A 16,955-nucleotide genomic window follows, 5' to 3' on the forward strand; every position below is an offset into this window, starting at 1 on the left:
GGGTGGGGGCGGCGGGGCGGGTGCGGGGTGCGCGCTCGGCGACGGTCCGTCCGGTCCGGACCGCGACGCGCTCGTGCTGAGAGGTCGTCATGGGTCCACCCTGGCGGTCCCGGCAGTGCCGTGGAGAGAGCCCGTCGATGCTGGTACCGGCAGTACCCGGCTGGCGTCCGTACACCCCGAACTGTCAGACCTCTCGGGCAGGATGGGGGCATGACGACCGTCACGATCGATCGCCGCTCCCAGCTCGGCGAGTTCCTCAAGACCCGCCGGGCCCGGGTGACGCCCGAGCAGGTGGGCCTGGCCCCCGGCCTGCGGCGCCGGACGCCGGGTCTGCGGCGCGAGGAGGTGGCAACGCTCGCCGGCGTCGGCGTCACCTGGTACACGTGGCTGGAGCAGGGGCGGCCGATCAACGCCAGCGAACAGGTGCTGCAGGCCATAGCCAGGACGCTGCAGCTCGACGTCGCGGAGCAGGCCCACCTGCTGCGGCTGGCGGGGCTGCGCCCGGCCGTCCCCGATTCGCTCGAGTGCGCCACGCAGCCCCAGGTGCAGGCCATCCTGGACGCCCTGGATCCGCTGCCCGCGGCGATCAGCAGCGCCCGCTACGACATCCTGCGCTGGAACGCCGCCTACGAGACGATCTTCCCCGGTGCGACGCTGACCGACTCCTACCGGAACAATTCGCTGTGGGCCGCCGCCGTCGTGCCGGGGTGCTGCAGCGCCTTCGTCAACCGGGACGAGGAGCTGCCGCGCATGGTCGCGGTGCTCCGCTCCAACTACGCCGAGCACCTCGGCGAGCCGGAGTGGGAGGCCTTCATCGCCGACCTCATCGCGGCCAGCGGGGACTTCGCGCGGCTGTGGGCGCAGCAGGACGTGGCGCTGCACTCCTCGCGGCTCAAGGTGTTCCGGCACGGCTCGGTGGGCGAGCTGCGGATGACGGCCACCAACATGCAGGTGCTGGGCATGCCCACGGCACGCCTGGTGGTCTACACCCCGAACGACGACGAGACCCGCGACCGCATCGCGTTCCTCCAGGCCAACCCGGGTCTGCCGGTCGTCGACCACACGCACTGACGCAGAAACCCCCCGGCACGGCCGGGGGGTTCCGATTCTGTGGAGCTACGGGGAATTGAACCCCGGACCTCTTGCATGCCATGCAAGCGCTCTACCAACTGAGCTACAGCCCCGCACAAGGCGGTCTTGAGATGTTCCGCGTGGAGCTACGGGGAATTGAACCCCGGACCTCTTGCATGCCATGCAAGCGCTCTACCAACTGAGCTACAGCCCCTTGATTCTTCGTTCCCAGGCCGGTTTCCGTGTCCTGCGAACGAAGAAGACTCTAGCGGTTCGGTGGCCGAACTGCGAAATCAGGTGTCGTCGCCGATGACCGGCTCCGGCAGCGTGCCCGCGTTGTGCTCCTCCAGGCGCCAGCCGCGGTAGCCCCGGCCCAGCACCGACCAGCAGCAGTTGGACAGGCCGCCGAGCGCCTCCCAGCTGTGCGCGGGCAGGTCCAGCATGCGGCCGATCGCCATGCGGATGGTGCCGCCGTGGCTGACCACCACGAGGGTGCCCTCGTCGGGCAGGCGCTCCACGGCGTCGAGCACCACCGGGACGGCCCGGTCGGCCACCTCGGTGTGCAGCTCGCCGCCGCCGCGGCGGACCGGCTCGCCCATCTTCCACAGCCGGTACTGCTCGGCGTACTGCGCCTGGATCTCGGTGTTGGTCAGGCCCTGCCAGGTGCCGGCGTAGGTCTCCCGCAGGCCCGGGTCGTGCTTGACCGGCAGGCCGGTGATCTCGGCGAGCTGCTGCGCCGTGGCCGTGGCCCGCTGCAGGTCCGAGGAGACGATGGCGTCGGGGCGCAGCGCGGCCAGCAGTCGCGCCGCACGGCGGGCCTGGGCGAGGCCCGTCTCGGTCAGCGGGATGTCCGTGCTGCCCTGGAAGCGGCCCTCGAGGTTCCACGACGTCTGGCCGTGCCGCCAGAAGACGACACGGCGCCCGCCGGCACGGCCGCTCAGCGTCGGGCCTTCGCGGCCTCGGCGGCCAGGACCGCCTCGACGTGCGCGAACTCGGCCGGCTGCGCGACGGGCTCACCGTCGGCCGCGGCGGCCTCCTCGGCACGCTTGCGGCTCGCCTTGGCGTCCTCCGGCAGCTCGATCTCGGGGCAGTCCTTCCACAGCCGCTCCAGGCTGTAGTAGGCGCGCTCCTCCGCGTGCTGGACGTGGATGACGACGTCCAGGTAGTCGAGGAGGATCCAGCGCCCCTCGCGCTCGCCCTCACGGCGGACGGGCTTGGCGTCGCACTCCTTGGCGAGGCGCTCCTCGACCTCGTCCGCGATGGCCTTGACCTGGCGGTCGTTCGGAGCGGAGGCGAGCACGAACGCGTCGGTGATAGCGAGGACCTCACTGACGTCGAACGCGATGATGTTGTGGGCCAACTTGTCCGCGGCAGCCTGGGCGGCCGTGGTGACGAGTTCGAGGGCCCGGTCGGTTGCGGTCACAGCATGCTTTCCGTCAGGGGGCAGATGCACCCAGGGTCTCACGAACCGCCGACAGGCCGCGAAATCCTTTCTCCCCGGGCCGCTCCTCGCCCTCCTCCACGCGTCCCAGGACGCGTCTCAGGAACCGCCCTTGTAGTCGCGACCGAGCGTGACCAGCAGGTCGACCGAGAGCTGGGACGTGACCTTTTTCACGACCGAGGACGGCAGGCCGAGGGTCTGGGCCAGCGCCTGGGCGTCCTTGAGTCGGGTGTCGTCGCTGTACTCGATCACCGTGGTGCTCCGGGTGGCCACCTTGGTGGTGCCGGGGAGCACGATGTAGCCGGAGTTGGTCATCGCCGCCTGCGCGTAGGTGACCGACTTGGTCCTGCCGTTGGCGTCGACGAGCTGGATCCGGGCCGCGGTCTGACCGCTCCGGTTGTTGACCTTGCCGGCCAGCAGCCCGCTGACGAGCGCGTTGGCGCCGGAGCCGAGGGTGCCGTTGCCGAGCACCGGGAGCGTCTCGGTGGAGTAGGCCCCGCCGCGGGCGTCGGTGGAGAGCTTGGCGAGCAGCGCGCCGAGGGCGTCGTCGCTGAGCGAGGGGTCCTCGACCGCGCCCATGTGCGTGATCTGCGAGGCGGCGGCGGTCGGGTCGGTCGGCATGGCGGTGATCAGGGCCTGCAGCATCTGGCCGAAGCGGTCGAGCTGGGTCTGGTCGCTCTCGCCCTTGGCCTTGTAGGTCGCGAAGGCCATCGCCGCCGCGCCGTTCACGGCGGCGTTCTGGCCGGGGGTGATCACCTGCTTGCCGTTGAGGCTGATCGCCACGTCGGAGTTGATCTTCACGCCGCCGAGCAGGTCGACCAGGTTCTGCAGGAAGGGGGTCTGGATGTTCCAGGTGGCGGAGATGTCGGTGCCGAGCAGGTTGTTGATGCCGGTCCGGATGCCGTCGGTGCCCATGCTGTCGACGGCCCCGTTCAGCGCCAGCAGGTTGTTGTTGGAGTCCGGGACGCCGAGCGTGCCGGGCAGCAGCAGGGTGACGCCCTTGGCGGGCGCGGGCTCGGAGATCAGCAGCGCGCTGTAGACGTTCTTGTTCAGGTCGTGCAGGTGGACCGCGACGACCTCGCGCTTGTCCGCGGCGGGGACGGCGGCCGACCCACTGCCGCCGATCTTGCCGGTGGCGAAGAGGTAACCGGCGGCGCCGACGGCCACCAGCACCAGCGCGACGACGAGGGCGATGCCGCGGCTGCGCAGCTTGCGGCGCCGCTCGTCGCGGCGCTCGCCCCGGGTCTCGGAGAACTTGACCCAGTCGATGACGTCGGTGGACTCCTCGGCGTCGTCGACGAACTCGAACTCGTCCTCGGCGTAACGGCCCTTGGGGCCGCCGGCCCCGGCTCCCGCCCCCGGCCGGGCCCCGGCGCCCTCCTGCCGGGGGACGCGCGGCCCGGCGGGGGCCTCCGCCTCGGCCGGTCCAGGCTGCTGGTAGGCGGTCGAGAAGGACTGCTGCGGCTGCTGTCGCGGTTCCGCGGGCGCCTGCTGATACGACGTCGGCTGCTGGGCGTAGCCGCCCTGCTGCTGGTAGCCCTGCTGCCCGTAGTACGGGTCCTGGGGCTGCTGCTGGTAACCGGAGTAGGCGTCGTAGGAGCCGGCGTAGGGGTCGTAGCCCTGCTGCTGCGTCTCGTACGGCTGCTGGTAGCCGCCCTGACCGTACGACTGCCCGTAGGACTGGTCGTAGGACGGCTCCTGCGGCTGCTGCTGGGCGGGCTGCCCCGGCTGCCGGGAAGGGAAGACCCACTCGCCCGTGTAGGGGTCCTGGTAGGCCTGCTCGTATCCGCCGGGTCCCCTGCGGTCCTCGGTTCCGCTCACGCCGTCCCTATCCCTGTGCCGTCGTCGGTCCCGGTGGGCGCGTAGAGGTGACGCTTGTCGATGTAGCGCACCACGCCGTCGGGGACCAGGTACCAGACCGGTTCACCGCGGGCGACCCGCTCACGGCAGTCGGTGGAGGAGATGGCGAGGGCCGGCACCTCCACCAGCGTGGCGCCGCCGTCGGGCAGACCCGGGTCCGTCAGAGTGTGCCCCGGACGGGTCACGCCGATGAAGTGGGCGAGGTCGAAGAGTTGCTCGGCCTTGCGCCAGGAGAAGATCTGCTCCAGGGCGTCGGCCCCGGTGATGAAGAACAGGTCGGCGTCCGGGTGGAGCGCCTGGAGATCACGCAGCGTGTCGATCGTGAAGGTCGGACCCTGGCGGTCGATGTCGATCCGGCTGACCGAGAACTGCGGGTTCTCCGCCGTGGCGATGACCGTCATCAGGTAGCGGTCCTCGGCGGGAGAGACGACCCGGCCCGACTTCTGCCAGGGCTCGCCGGTGGGCACGAAGACCACTTCGTCGAGGTGGAAGAGACTGACCACCTCACTGGCCGCGACCAGGTGACCGTGGTGGATCGGGTCGAAGGTGCCGCCCATGACCCCGAGCCGCTTCTTCTGCGGCTCGACACCCGCCGGCGCCTCGGCATGCTCTCTCATAGGCGGTCACCCTACGCGATCCGGCTGGGTGGGCCACGGCCGTCCCGCCCGTGGCCCCAGCGGCTGACCGGAGCTGTGACTCAGCGGTCCTTGTTGAAGCTGACGGTGACGACCAGGAGCAGCAGCAGGATCAGCAGGGCGCCACCACCGGTGAGCCACGGCTGGAGACTGTTGTGCTGGCCATTGCCCTCGGCGAGCTGGGCGACCACGGCGGCGTGAGGGGTCATCTGAGGTGAGACTTTCTGACTCGACGGCAGGTGGGACAGGTGGTGCTCATGCTACGCACTCAGCTCAGTCGCGGTAGCCGCGCAGCAGCAACCACGCCATGAGCACCACTCCGACGATCGCAGCGATGACGATCACGCGGAGGAACATGCCCGGACCGCTGCCGTTGGAGATGGCCGCGAGCTGGATCAGCGTGTCGTTGGTGTGCATGGGGGGTGTCCTTCGTCGGGAGGGGTGGCGCCTTCCGAGCCTAGTCCTGCTCGCCCGGGAACCCGACACCGCCCCGGATCGTCTCCCCCGTCAGGGGACGAGCAGTAGCGTGACGCAGGCAGGCACGCAGCAGGACGACGACAGCGATTCCGTAGGGATTCCAGTCCACAGGACGGCGGGGGCCGGTGACGCGCCGGGTCCGCCGTCGTTCGGGAGGATGCAGCAGATGACCCAGCCCAACGACAGCAGCAATGTTCCCAGCCGGGCGCGCAAGCGGTTCCCCGGCATCTCCACGCGGGCCTGGGAGCACCCGGCCGACCGCTCGGCCCTCGTGGCGCTGCGCAAGCTCAGTGGCTTCGACGACATCCTGAAGAAGCTCGGCGGCTTCGTCTCCGAGCGCGCCGTGCGGCTGATGTTCCTGGCCAGCGCCGTGCGCGCCTCGGAGCGTCAGTTCCCGGAGCTGCACGAGATGGTCCGCGACGCGGCCTACATCCTGGACCTGGAGAAGGTCCCGCCGCTCTACGTCACCCAGGACCCGAAGCCGAACGCCATGTGCATCGGCATGGACTCCCCGGTGATCGTGGTGACCACCTCCCTGGTCGAGCTGCTCGACGAGGAGGAGATGCGGGCCGTCATCGGCCACGAGGTCGCGCACGCGATGTCGGGGCACGCGGTCTACCGCACCATGCTGATCATCCTGACCAACCTGGCGCAGCGGATCGCCTTCATCCCGCTCGGCGGGCTGGCCATCATGGGCCTGATCACCGCGCTCAACGAGTGGTTCCGCAAGGCGGAGCTCTCCTGCGACCGGGCCGGTCTGCTGGTCGGCCAGGACGTGCAGGCCTCGATGCGCGGCCTGATGAAGCTGGCCGGCGGCCACCACCTGCACGAGATGAACACCGACGCCTTCCTGGAGCAGGCCGAGGAGTACGACAAGGCGGGCGACCTGCGCGACGGTGTGATCAAGCTGCTGCAGATCCTGCCGCAGTCGCACCCGTTCGCGGCGGTCCGGGTCGCGAAGATCAAGCAGTGGGCCGAGGGCGACGAGTACCGCTCGATCATGGCCGGCGCCTACCCGCGCCGCGAGGACGACGCCAACGCCTCCGTCCGCGAGCAGGCCAAGGCGGCGGCGGACTCCTACGCGCAGAGCTTCAAGGAGACCAAGGACCCGCTGATGGGCCTGATCCGCGACATCGCGGGCGGCACGGCGGACCTGAGCGGCAAGCTGCGGGACGTCTTCGCGGGCCGCACCACCGGCGGCGGCGCGAACGGCGACGGGGCGAACGGGGACAGCGCGAACGGGGACGGGAACGGCTCGGGCCACGAGTAGCGGCTGACGAAGGGGCCCCGCGGACCGAGGACGGTCCGCGGGGCCCCTTCGGCTTGCTCGCCGGTTCCGCTCAGAGCACCCAGGAGAGCTGGCCGCAGACCGTCCAGGCGTTGCGGGTGTGGTCGAACGGGTCCACCGCGCCCGGCGTGCTGCTGGGGTTGCCGCTGGGGCGCGGGGTGGGCGTGGCCTTGGCCCCCTTGGCCGGCGCGCCGCTGTGACCCTGGGCCGGGAAGAGCGGCTGCAGGTAGGCGCTGTTGTCCGCGTCGCAGCTGGTGGCGCCGGCCTGGGTGACCGAGTCGACGACCTGGATGCTGTTGCCCGCGATGTCGTCCGGGGTGAGCCAGTAGGTCAGCGCACGGCGCACGGCGTAGTAGACGATCGGCTGCGGGGCGGCCGCCGTCGCCGCGGGGCTCCCGGAGGCCGAGGCGGACGGGGTGGCCGCGGGCGTCGGCTGGGCGGACGCCGCCGGGGTGAGGGCGTAGACGAAGGTGTAGTCGCTGGTCACCTCGAGCGTCCCGGGGTCCAGCTCGCGGTAGGCGATCCGGCCCGGCGCGACCAGCACCTGGTCCGTGGCGAGCCGCACCTTGGTCGGGTCGAAGCGGACCATCCAGCCGGTGGCCAGGTGGCGCTGGTCGTTCGCCGGGTGGTCGACGCTCTCGTTGTACTGCTCCGTCTGGCCCGGGGAGAGGATCTGCCGGACGCTGTCGGTGTCCCGCCCCGAGAGGACGCCCGGGTCGATCGAGGAGGCCTTGAGGTAGTTCAGCACCACCTGCAGCGCCGCGTAGACCTGGTCGTGGGTGAAGTGGTCGGTGTGCCGGGCGTTCGGCAGGTTGAAGCCGGTCGCCCCGATCGGCAGGTACTCCGAGCCGGGCAGCCCGGCGAAGACCGGGTCGTGGCCGACCATCGCGGGGGCCGTGGCGGAGGCCGAGCCGGAGGCGCCGGACGCGGAGGCCGCGGGAGAGCCCGCGCCGGCCGCGCCGGACGCGCCGGAGGACGGGGCGCCCGAGGGCGTGCTCCCGGCGGAGGCCGACGCCGCGGCGGAGGCGGCGGAGGCCGAAGCGGAGGCGATCAGGCTCGCCGGGAGGTTCACCGGGTTGTGGTCGGTGGGGATCCCGGCCGGGCCCGGCTGCAGCGGGATGACCTGGGTGGTGAGGTTGGCCGCGGCGCCCGTGATCGGCGGGGCGTAGGGATGACGCACACCCATGTAGACGGCGGTCGCGAAGGCGAAGCCGATCAGCAGCATCAGCGCGAGCGCCTGCCGCGGCAGACCGCCGCGTCCGGCACGCCGCCGCACCGAGCGGTGCCCGCCGGAGAGGCGCTCGCTGGCGGACAGCTCCTGGATCCGGGCAGCGCGAATGAACGACTCGTCGAAAACGACGGATCGGAACTCGTCCTCGCCCCCGGAGCCGCCCTCCGGCCCGCCCTCGGGGGGCTCTGTCCGGCCACCCATGCGTCCAGGGTAAGACGCCGTGCGGCGAAGCGGTCAGGCCCCACCCCGCAAGTTCTGCCCGCAGGGGTCGATTGACGGCTCGTCACCCGACGAAAAGTAGGCCAACTAGTGACAAATAGGACATACCACTGCGGTCATCAGCTCGACCGGGCCTCAACTGTGCGCGAGTACCGTGGCGTCACTCGTGGGGCTGTTCTGCCCGCCGGGAGCTGACGGGGCCGTCGGCGCCGGGCTGTGGTGGTTCGTCGGAGCGCCCGAGCCACCCGAGGCCCGGTAGACCGCGGCGGCGGCCGCCAGCACCGCGACCACCCCTATGACGACGAGCATCACCCGTGCCAGCACCCGCTGCCAGCGGCCGATGTGCTCGCTCTCGTACGGCAGCGGCCGCAGCTCCAGCGGCAGACCGTCCGCGTCCTCGTCGGGACCGTCCGGATAGTCGACGACCGGCGTCCTGGCCGGCCCGCTGAGCGCGCGCTCACGCGCCGAGGGCTCGTGCACCAGGGCTGCCCGGACGAAGGCCTCGTCGAACGCCACGGCCCCGAACTCCCCGTTCGGTCGGCCGTGGTCGTCGTCACCCGCGCCTTCGACCGCGTCGAAGCCGTGGCCGGGACCGTCGGACACAGCATCAGCCTAGGGCAGCCCGCCCGCTTTGTCTGCGCCTTGCGGCCACTCGGCCCAAGAGGGTGGATCAGCGCCCGGGATCAGCGCCGGACGTGACCGTCACCGGTGACGATGTACTTCGTCGAGGTCAGCTCCGGCAGGCCCATCGGACCGCGCGCGTGCAGCTTCTGCGTGGAGATGCCGATCTCCGCGCCGAAGCCGAACTGCCCGCCGTCGGTGAACCGCGTCGACGCGTTGACCGCGACGGTCGTGGAGTCCACCAGCTGCGTGAAGCGGCGGGCCGCGGCCTGAGATGTCGTCACGATCGCCTCGGTGTGCCCCGAGGTCCACAGCCGGATGTGCGCGACCGCGGCGTCGAGCGAGTCCACGACGCCGGCGGCGATGTCGTAGGACAGGTACTCCGTCTCCCAGTCCTCCGTGGTCGCCGGCACCACGACCGCCTTGCTGCCCTCGCGCTCCGCGATGGCCCGCACCCGCGAGTCCGCGTGCACGGTCACCCCCGCCTCCGCGAGCGCGGCGAGCGCGAGCGGGAGGAACGCGTCAGCGATGTCCTGGTGCACCAGCAGCGTCTCCGCGGCGTTGCAGACGCTGACGCGGTGGGTCTTGGAGTTGATCAGGATCTCCACGGCCGTCGCGAGGTCCGCCTCCGCGTCGACGTAGACGTGGCAGTTGCCCGTCCCCGTCTCGATCACCGGCACCGTCGACTGCTCCACGACCGTCCGGATCAGCCCCGCGCCACCGCGCGGGATCAGCACGTCGACCATGCCGCGCGCCCGCATCAGCTCCTGCACGCTCTCGCGGCTCTCCCCCGGCACGAGCTGGACCGCGTCCGCGGGCAGGCCGGCTCCGCCGACGGCGTCCCGGATCACCTCGACCAGCTTGCGGTTGGACGCGATCGCGGAACTCGATCCGCGCAGGAGCGCGGCGTTGCCGGACTTCAGGCAGAGCGCGGCGGCGTCCACCGTGACGTTGGGCCGCGCCTCGTAGATGATCCCGACCACGCCGAGCGGCACCCGCACCTGGCGCACGTCGAGTCCGTTGGGCAGCGTGTACCCGCGCACGACCTCGCCGACCGGGTCGGGCAGCCCCGCGACCTTGCGGACGTCGTCCGCGATCGCGCTGATCCGCTCCCGCGTCAGCGTCAGCCGGTCGATCACGGCCTCGTCCGTGCCGTTCTCCCGCGCCCGCGCCACGTCCTCGGCGTTCGCCTCGACGATCTCCCGCGTGCGCACCTGCAGGGCATCCGCGATCGCCAGCAGCGCCTCGTCCTTCGGCGTCCGCGGCAGCGGCGCGAGGATCGCGCCGGCCGCCTTGGCCCGGTAGGCGGCCTGCAGCACCGGCGACTTCGGCAGCGGCGACGGCAGGTCGGGAGACGGAAACTCGACGGAGTGGCTGCTCATACGCACAGCGTAAGGCTTCCCGCCAAACCCCCGGCCCCGCTTTCCGTCGAGTGAGACGCCTCTCAGTAAGGGTGCACGCCGCCGAGGAAGGCGGGTGGTTCGGCGAAGCCCTCGGCGATGCGTTGGTGGTAGGTGGGGCGGTCGACGACCTCGAGGCCGACGACCTCCCAGGGTGGGAGCTCCGCGGAGACGCGGTGTTCGCCCCAGAGGCGGAGGGCGAGGGCGGCGGCGTCCTGGAGGGTGTCGGCCTGTTCCCAGTAGCGGATCTCCGCGTGGTCCGCGGCGTAGCGGGCCGTCAGGAAGGGCGGGTGTTCGTGCGCGAGCTGTTCGAGCCCCCGCTTCAGGGCCGGCAGCGCGGTGACCCGCCCCGCGACGTTCAGCACGACGTGCCATATCCGGGCTCGCTGGCCGATCTCCGCCGCGCTGGAGCTCGGCCGGGCATGGCCTCCGGGTCTCGCCCCGGAGGCGTCCGCATCCGGGGGCGTGGCCGCCGACCCCTCCGCTCCGCCACCCGGGATGCTGGTCAGCACCACCCTGCCTTTGCCCACGGGTCCCGCACCCGGACTGCGCCTGTAACCCACCGGCGGCCTCCTGTCGGCGATTCGTCCCCGCGGTCCAAGGGCAGCCGCCACCCGCCTCTCAGCCGGTCAGCACGACGAGGTCGTCGCGGTGCACGACCTCCCGCTCGTACGCGGCGCCCAGCTCCCGGGCCAGGTCCCGCGTCGACCGGCCGAGCAGCCGGGGAAGCTCCCTTGCATCAAAGTTGACCAGTCCTCGCGCGACGATGTGGCCGTTTTCGTCAAGAAGGTCCACCGGATCACCCGCGGTGAAATCACCCTCAACTCCCGTCACACCGGCCGGGAGCAGGGACGTTCGCCGTTCCACGACCGCTGCGACCGCCCCCGCGTCGAGGGTGACGGAGCCCCGGGGCGAACTGGCGTGCTCCAGCCAGAGCAGCCGGTCCGCGGCCCGGCGGCCCGTGCGGTGGAACAGGGTTCCGGTGTCCCGGCCCGCGAGCGCGTCCGCCGCGTGGCGGGCCGCGGTCAGCACGACGGGGATGCCCGCGCCGGTGGCGATCCGCGCGGCCTCGACCTTGGTGACCATGCCGCCGGTGCCGACCCCGGCCTTGCCCGCGCTGCCGATCTCGACGCCGTCGAGATCCTGCGGGCCGTGCACCTCGGCGATACGGCGGGAGCCGGGCTTGCCGGGGTCCCCGTCGTAGAGGCCGTCGACGTCGCTCAGCAGCACCAGCAGGTCCGCGCGGACCAGGTGGGCGACGAGCGCGGCGAGGCGGTCGTTGTCGCCGAAGCGGATCTCCGCGGTGGCGACGGTGTCGTTCTCGTTGACGATCGGGACCGCGCCCATTACCAGCAGCTGCTCCAGCGTGCGGTAGGCGTTGCGGTAGTGCGCGCGGCGGCTGGCGTCGTCGGCGGTGAGCAGCACCTGGCCGACGCGCAGGCCGTAGCGGGCGAAGGAGGCGGTGTAGCGGGCCACCAGCAGACCCTGGCCGACGCTCGCGGCGGCCTGCTGGCGGGCGAGGTCGGTGGGACGCTTCTCCAGGCCCAGCGGGGCCAGGCCCGCGGCGATGGCGCCGGAGGAGACCAGCACGATCTCGACCGGCTCCTCCTCGGAGCCCTGTGCACGGTGGCCGTGCTCGTGCGCGCGGGCCAGGACGTCGACCAGGGCGTCCACCCGGTCGGCGTCGAGACCGCCCGCGGCGGTGGTGAGCGACGAGGAGCCCACCTTCACCACGATCCGTCGCGCCCGCAGCACGTCTTCCCGCAGGGTGGTCCCTGTCACGCCGTCGCTCCCGTACGTCCGTTGCGGCCCAAAGCTGTACTGCGCTTTCTGTAACGACGTGCAATCTACGCGAAGCGGACGGCGTGACTCATCCGGGTTTCAGCCAGCGGGACGGTGACTCAGTAGTCCTCGTCCTCCGCCTCGATCGCGTGCCGGCTCAGCGGGTCGAACTGGGCGAACTCCTCGGCGGCGGCGTCGGCGCGCTTGGCCTCGCGCTCCTTGCGCCGGTCGACGGCCGGACGCGGGGTCTCGAAGCGGTGGTCCTCGCCGCGGCGGCCCAGCATCTCCGCGCCGGCGGCCATGGACGGCTCCCAGTCGAAGACGACGGCGTTCTCGGTGGCGCCGATGACGACGGTGTCGCCCTCGCGGGCGCCGGCCTTGGCCAGTGCCTCCTCGACGCCGAGGCGGTTGAGCCGGTCGGCGAGGTAGCCGACGGCCTCGTCGTTGTTGAAGTCGGTCTGCTTGACCCAGCGCTCCGGCTTGGAGCCGATGACGCGGTAGAGGTCCTCCTGCTGGTCGTAGGCCACCTCGAAGCCGGCGTCGTCCACGGCCTTCGGGCGGATGACGATGCGGGTGGCCTCCTCGACCGGCTTGGCGGCGCGCGCCTCGGCGACGATCTTCGCGAGGGCGAAGGTCAGCTCGCGCAGGCCCTTGTGGGCCACGGCCGAGACCTCGAAGACCTGGTAGCCGCGCTCCTCCAGGGAGGGGCGGACCAGGTCGGCCAGGTCCTGGCCGTCCGGGACGTCGATCTTGTTGAGGACGACGACGCGCGGACGGTCCTCCAGACCGCCGTACTGCTTCAGCTCCTCCTCGATCACGTCGAGGTCGGAGAGCGGGTCGCGGTCGGACTCCAGGGTGGCGGTGTCCAGCACGTGCACCAGCACCGAGCAGCGCTCGACGTGGCGCAGGAACTCCAGGCCAAGGCCCCGGCCCTGGCTCGCGCCGGGGATCAGACCCGGCACGTCGGCCATCGTGAAGACCGTCGAACCGGCGGTCACCACACCGAGGTTGGGGATCAGGGTGGTGAACGGGTAGTCGGCGATCTTCGGCTTGGCGGCGGAGAGCACCGAGATCAGCGAGGACTTGCCCGCGCTCGGGTAGCCGACCAGCGCCACGTCGGCGACGGACTTGAGCTCCAGCACGATGTCCCCGGCGTCGCCCGGCTCGCCCAGCAGCGCGAAGCCCGGCGCCTTGCGGCGGGTGGAGGCCAGCGCCGCGTTGCCGAGGCCGCCGATGCCGCCCGCGGCGGCGACGAAGGAGGTGCCGTTGCCGACCAGGTCGGCCAGCACGTTGCCCTTCTTGTCCATGACGACGGTGCCGTCCGGCACCGGCAGGACCAGGTCCTCGCCCTCGGCGCCGGTGCGGTTGCCGCCCGCGCCCGGCTTGCCGTTGCCGGCCTTGCGGTGCGGGCTGTGGTGGTATTCGAGCAGGGTGGTGACCTGGGGGTCCACCACGAGCGTGACGCTGCCGCCACGGCCGCCGTTGCCGCCGTCCGGGCCGCCGAGCGGCTTGAACTTCTCGCGGTGGACGGAGGCGCAGCCGTGGCCCCCGTTGCCCGCGGCGACGTGCAGTTCGACGCGGTCGACGAAGGTGGTCATGATGCGGGCGCCTCTCGTTGGCGGGAAAGTCTACAAACGTTCTCAAACACCAAGGGTGGACCGGAATGTTCCGATCCACCCTCAGTGAGGTGCTGCTGTGTCCTGCGTGTCGGCCTAAGGAGCTCAGGCGACCGGGACGATGTTGACGACCTTGCGGCCACGACGCGTGCCGAACTCGACCGCACCGGCCTGCAGGGCGAACAGCGTGTCGTCGCCGCCACGGCCGACGCCCGCACCCGGGTGGAAGTGGGTGCCACGCTGGCGGACGATGATCTCGCCGGCGTTGACGACCTGACCGCCGAAGCGCTTCACGCCGAGGCGCTGAGCGTTCGAGTCACGACCGTTGCGAGTGGAACTCGCACCCTTCTTGTGAGCCATGTCCCTCGCCCCTTACTTCGCCGAGTCGATGCTGGTCACGCGCAGCGCGGTGTGGCGCTGACGGTGGCCCATACGCTTCTTGTAACCGGTCTTGTTCTTGTACTTCTGGATGCGGATCTTCTCGCCCTTGGTGTGGTCGACCACCTCGGCGCGGACCTTCACACCCGCCAGGACCCACGGGTCGCTGGTGATGGCGTCACCGTCGACGACCAGGATCGTCGAGAGCTCAACGGTCTCGCCAACCTTGGCGTCGACCTTGTCAGCCTCGAAAACATCGCCGACGGCAACCTTGTGCTGCCGTCCGCCGCTACGCACGATCGCGTACACGTTGAACCCTTCTCGATTCGGTCGGAACCTCTGACGCCAGCCGCACCGGTCCGAATACCCGGGGGCCTCTCCTGGACGAGAGCCCTGGAGGGAGTTGCTCAGAAGCAGGCGCGGCTCGCTGAATGCAAAGCACGCCGAGGGTCAAGACTACGGAAGCCCAGGGGCTCGGGTCAAACCGGGCCATCCGCCTCCGTCCAGGCCATCGACGCAGCTCGGGGCCGGTGTGCGAAGACGCACACCGGCCCCGGGGTGGTGCTGCTTACTCCGACGCCGGCTCGGGAGCGGGCTCGGAGGCGGCGGCCTTCTTCGACGTCCGCTTGGCGGCCGTCTTCTTCGCCGCGGTCTTCTTGGCGGCGACCTTCTTGGCCGCCACCTTGCGCGCGGCCCGCTTGCGGGCGGGCGCGGCGGGAGCCTCGGCCTCCGCGGCCTCCGGCGGCGCCTCCGCACCGGCCGGCTCCACGACGACGACGTCGGCCTCGGCGACCGGCTCCGGCGCGGCCTCGGTGGCCTCGCTCGGGATCACGACCACAGCGGGCTCGGCGCCGACCGTCGTCGTGGCCTTGCGGACCGCGCGACGGCGGGTGCGGCCACGCGTCGCCGGGGCCTCGATCATCGTCTCGGCCAGCTCCTCCGCCGCCGCCTGCGCGGCGGCGTCGACAACCGGCGCGGCGATGACGGCCTCGACCGTCAGCGGCGTGGGCGCCGCGGCCTCCTCGGCGACGACCGCCGCCGGCTCGGCGCTGACGAGCTCGATCTCCTCGTGCTCGTGGTCCTCGTGCTCGTGCTCGTGGACCTCGGCCGCCTCGGCGGAGCCGCCGCGACCGCGACGACGCCGCTTGGAGCCGCCCTCCTCGCCCTGCTGCTGACCGCCGCCGACACCCGGCTTCGGGCCGGCGAAGCCCTTGGGCGCGGGCGCCGCCTGGTCCATGTGCACGATGACGCCGCGGCCGTTGCAGTGCACGCAGGTCTCGGAGAAGGACTCCAGCAGGCCCTGGCCCACCCGCTTGCGGGTCATCTGCACCAGGCCCAGCGAGGTCACCTCGGCCACCTGGTGCTTGGTCCGGTCCCGGCCCAGGCACTCCAGCAGACGGCGCAGCACCAGGTCGCGGTTGGACTCCAGCACCATGTCGATGAAGTCGATGACGACAATGCCGCCCAGGTCCCGCAGGCGAAGCTGGCGGACGATCTCCTCCGCGGCCTCGATGTTGTTGCGGGTGACCGTCTCCTCCAGGTTGCCGCCCTGGCCGGTGAACTTGCCGGTGTTGACGTCGATGACCACCATGGCCTCGGTCTTGTCGATCACCAGCGAACCGCCGCTCGGCAGCCAGACCTTGCGGTCCAGCGCCTTCATCAGCTGCTCGTCGATCCGGTAGGTCGCGAAGATGTCGACCTCGGAGGTCCACTTCTGCAGACGCGGCGTCAGGTCCGGCGCGACGGACGAGACGTAGTCGTGGATGGTGGTCCACGCGTTCTCGCCGGAGACGATGACCTTGGTGAAGTCCTCGTTGAAGATGTCGCGCACGACGCGGACGGTCATGTCCGGCTCGCCGTACAGCAGCGCCGGGGCGTTGCCGGTGCTGGCCTTCTTCTGGATGTCCTCCCACTGCTGCTGCAGTCGCTGGACGTCCCGGGTCAGCTCCTCCTCGGACGCGCCCTCGGCGGCCGTGCGCACGATGACGCCGGCGTCGTCCGGGACGATCTTCTTGAGGATGGACTTCAGACGCGCGCGCTCGGTGTCGGGCAGCTTGCGGCTGATGCCGGTCATCGAGCCCTCGGGCACGTAGACCAGGTAACGGCCGGGCAGCGAGATCTGGCTGGTCAGGCGGGCGCCCTTGTGGCCGATCGGGTCCTTGGAGACCTGGACCAGCACGGACTGGCCGGACTTCAGCACCGACTCGATCCGGCGCGGGCCGTTCTTCAGACCCAGTTGGGAGAAGTTGACCTCACCGGCGTAGAGCACGGCGTTGCGGCCCTTGCCGATGTCGACGAAGGCGGCCTCCATCGACGGCAGCACGTTCTGCACCTTGCCCAGGTACACGTTGCCGACGTAGGAGGTGGCCTGCTCCTTGTTCACGTAGTGCTCGACGAGGACGCCGTCCTCCAGCACGCCGATCTGGGTGCGCTCGCCGGACTGACGCACCACCATGACGCGCTCGACCGCCTCGCGGCGGGCCAGGAACTCGGCCTCGGTGATGATCGGCACGCGGCGGCGGCCCTGCTCGCGCCCCTCGCGGCGGCGCTGCTTCTTGGCCTCCAGGCGGGTGGAGCCCTTGATGGACTGCACCTCGTCCGGGTCGAACGGTGCCTCGGCGGAGCGACGGCGCGGCTCGCGCACCTTGACCACGGTGCGCTCCGGGTCGCCCTCGCCCGGCGGCTGCTCGGCCTCGGCGGCGGTGTCCCCGCTGCGACGGCGGCGGCGACGACGGCGACGGCTGGACGCGGAGAGGGCCTCGCCGAGGTCGTCGCCCTCGCCGTCCTCGTCCTCCTGCTCCTCGCCCTCGGCGGCCTCGTCGGCGGCCTCGTGCTCCTCGCTGTCGCCCTCGCCACGACGACGACGGCGACCGCCGCGGCGGCGACGGCGCGACGGCCGGCCCTCCTCGGCGTGCTGCTCCTCGCCCTCGGCGGCC

General features: G+C 71.5%; 17 protein-coding genes and 2 tRNA genes. 2 read left to right on the forward strand and 17 right to left on the reverse strand.

The window, feature by feature from the left end:
* The first annotated feature begins 210 nt into the window (after window positions 1-210).
* Window positions 211-1,071, forward strand: a complete 861-nt coding sequence (locus tag DN069_RS33615; protein ID WP_111507036.1) for a helix-turn-helix transcriptional regulator — start codon at window positions 211-213, stop codon at window positions 1,069-1,071.
* Between the two features lie 40 nt (window positions 1,072-1,111).
* Here the strand turns inward: DN069_RS33615 and DN069_RS33620 are convergent.
* The 8 genes from DN069_RS33620 to DN069_RS40580 all read right to left on the reverse strand — a co-directional run bounded on the left by DN069_RS33620 (window position 1,112) and on the right by DN069_RS40580 (window position 5,424).
* A tRNA-Ala gene (locus DN069_RS33620) sits at window positions 1,112-1,184 on the reverse strand.
* Window positions 1,185-1,212: 28 nt separating this feature from the next.
* Window positions 1,213-1,285: transfer RNA gene (locus tag DN069_RS33625), tRNA-Ala, on the reverse strand.
* Window positions 1,286-1,364: 79 nt separating this feature from the next.
* Window positions 1,365-2,012: a histidine phosphatase family protein gene (locus DN069_RS33630; RefSeq protein WP_111507037.1), complete on the reverse strand. Its 648-nt coding sequence runs from the start codon at window positions 2,010-2,012 to the stop codon at window positions 1,365-1,367.
* Window positions 2,009-2,494 carry a ribosome silencing factor gene (gene rsfS, locus DN069_RS33635; RefSeq protein WP_111507038.1) on the reverse strand — a complete coding sequence of 162 codons (486 nt, stop codon included), beginning with the start codon at window positions 2,492-2,494 and terminating at the stop codon, window positions 2,009-2,011. The genes DN069_RS33630 and rsfS overlap by 4 nt, the downstream gene beginning before the upstream one ends.
* A gap of 117 nt (window positions 2,495-2,611) precedes the next feature.
* Window positions 2,612-4,333, reverse strand: a complete 1,722-nt coding sequence (locus DN069_RS33640) for a LytR C-terminal domain-containing protein (RefSeq protein ID WP_111507039.1) — start codon at window positions 4,331-4,333, stop codon at window positions 2,612-2,614.
* On the reverse strand, window positions 4,330-4,989 hold the full coding sequence (gene nadD, locus DN069_RS33645; protein WP_111507040.1) for a nicotinate-nucleotide adenylyltransferase: 660 nt from the start codon (window positions 4,987-4,989) through the stop codon (window positions 4,330-4,332). The genes DN069_RS33640 and nadD overlap by 4 nt, the downstream gene beginning before the upstream one ends.
* A gap of 80 nt (window positions 4,990-5,069) precedes the next feature.
* The gene (locus DN069_RS40575; protein ID WP_165845754.1) at window positions 5,070-5,216 is read right to left on the reverse strand and encodes a hypothetical protein; all 147 of its coding nucleotides are present in this window, start codon (window positions 5,214-5,216) and stop codon (window positions 5,070-5,072) included.
* A 64-nt stretch (window positions 5,217-5,280) separates the two neighbouring features.
* Window positions 5,281-5,424, reverse strand: coding sequence for a hypothetical protein (locus DN069_RS40580; RefSeq protein ID WP_165845755.1), 144 nt, complete (start codon window positions 5,422-5,424; stop codon window positions 5,281-5,283).
* Between the two features lie 226 nt (window positions 5,425-5,650).
* Here DN069_RS40580 and DN069_RS33650 point away from each other — a divergent pair, with 226 nt between their 5' ends.
* Window positions 5,651-6,754 (forward strand): M48 family metallopeptidase, encoded by a 1,104-nt coding sequence (locus DN069_RS33650; protein ID WP_111507041.1) that lies wholly within the window; start codon window positions 5,651-5,653, stop codon window positions 6,752-6,754.
* A 70-nt stretch (window positions 6,755-6,824) separates the two neighbouring features.
* On the opposite strand, the gene DN069_RS42705 is transcribed toward DN069_RS33650, so the two are convergent.
* The 9 genes from DN069_RS42705 to DN069_RS33695 form a co-directional block, all read right to left on the reverse strand.
* Window positions 6,825-8,204, reverse strand: coding sequence for an SCO2583 family membrane protein (locus DN069_RS42705; RefSeq protein ID WP_341538523.1), 1,380 nt, complete (start codon window positions 8,202-8,204; stop codon window positions 6,825-6,827).
* 153 nt (window positions 8,205-8,357) lie between these two features.
* Window positions 8,358-8,825 (reverse strand): SCO2583/SCO2584 N-terminal domain-containing protein, encoded by a 468-nt coding sequence (locus DN069_RS33660; protein ID WP_111507042.1) that lies wholly within the window; start codon window positions 8,823-8,825, stop codon window positions 8,358-8,360.
* 80 nt (window positions 8,826-8,905) lie between these two features.
* A complete protein-coding gene (locus DN069_RS33665) occupies window positions 8,906-10,225 on the reverse strand; it encodes a glutamate-5-semialdehyde dehydrogenase (protein WP_111507043.1) in 1,320 nt (439 codons plus the stop codon).
* A 62-nt stretch (window positions 10,226-10,287) separates the two neighbouring features.
* Window positions 10,288-10,773 (reverse strand): hypothetical protein, encoded by a 486-nt coding sequence (locus DN069_RS33670; RefSeq protein WP_243640097.1) that lies wholly within the window; start codon window positions 10,771-10,773, stop codon window positions 10,288-10,290.
* A 91-nt stretch (window positions 10,774-10,864) separates the two neighbouring features.
* The gene (gene proB, locus DN069_RS33675; protein ID WP_111507046.1) at window positions 10,865-11,998 is read right to left on the reverse strand and encodes a glutamate 5-kinase; all 1,134 of its coding nucleotides are present in this window, start codon (window positions 11,996-11,998) and stop codon (window positions 10,865-10,867) included.
* Window positions 11,999-12,144: 146 nt separating this feature from the next.
* Window positions 12,145-13,623, reverse strand: coding sequence for a GTPase ObgE (gene obgE / locus DN069_RS33680; RefSeq protein ID WP_111507045.1), 1,479 nt, complete (start codon window positions 13,621-13,623; stop codon window positions 12,145-12,147).
* 123 nt (window positions 13,624-13,746) lie between these two features.
* Window positions 13,747-14,001, reverse strand: coding sequence for a 50S ribosomal protein L27 (rpmA, locus tag DN069_RS33685; protein ID WP_042367989.1), 255 nt, complete (start codon window positions 13,999-14,001; stop codon window positions 13,747-13,749).
* A 12-nt stretch (window positions 14,002-14,013) separates the two neighbouring features.
* Window positions 14,014-14,328, reverse strand: a complete 315-nt coding sequence (rplU, locus tag DN069_RS33690) for a 50S ribosomal protein L21 (protein ID WP_042367991.1) — start codon at window positions 14,326-14,328, stop codon at window positions 14,014-14,016.
* A 259-nt stretch (window positions 14,329-14,587) separates the two neighbouring features.
* Window positions 14,588-16,955, reverse strand: a 2,368-nt coding sequence (locus DN069_RS33695) for an Rne/Rng family ribonuclease (RefSeq protein ID WP_133260132.1), incomplete at its 5' end; no start/stop codon positions are given.

This window comes from Streptacidiphilus pinicola, assembly GCF_003258295.1.
Lineage (GTDB): Bacteria > Actinomycetota > Actinomycetes > Streptomycetales > Streptomycetaceae > Streptacidiphilus > Streptacidiphilus pinicola.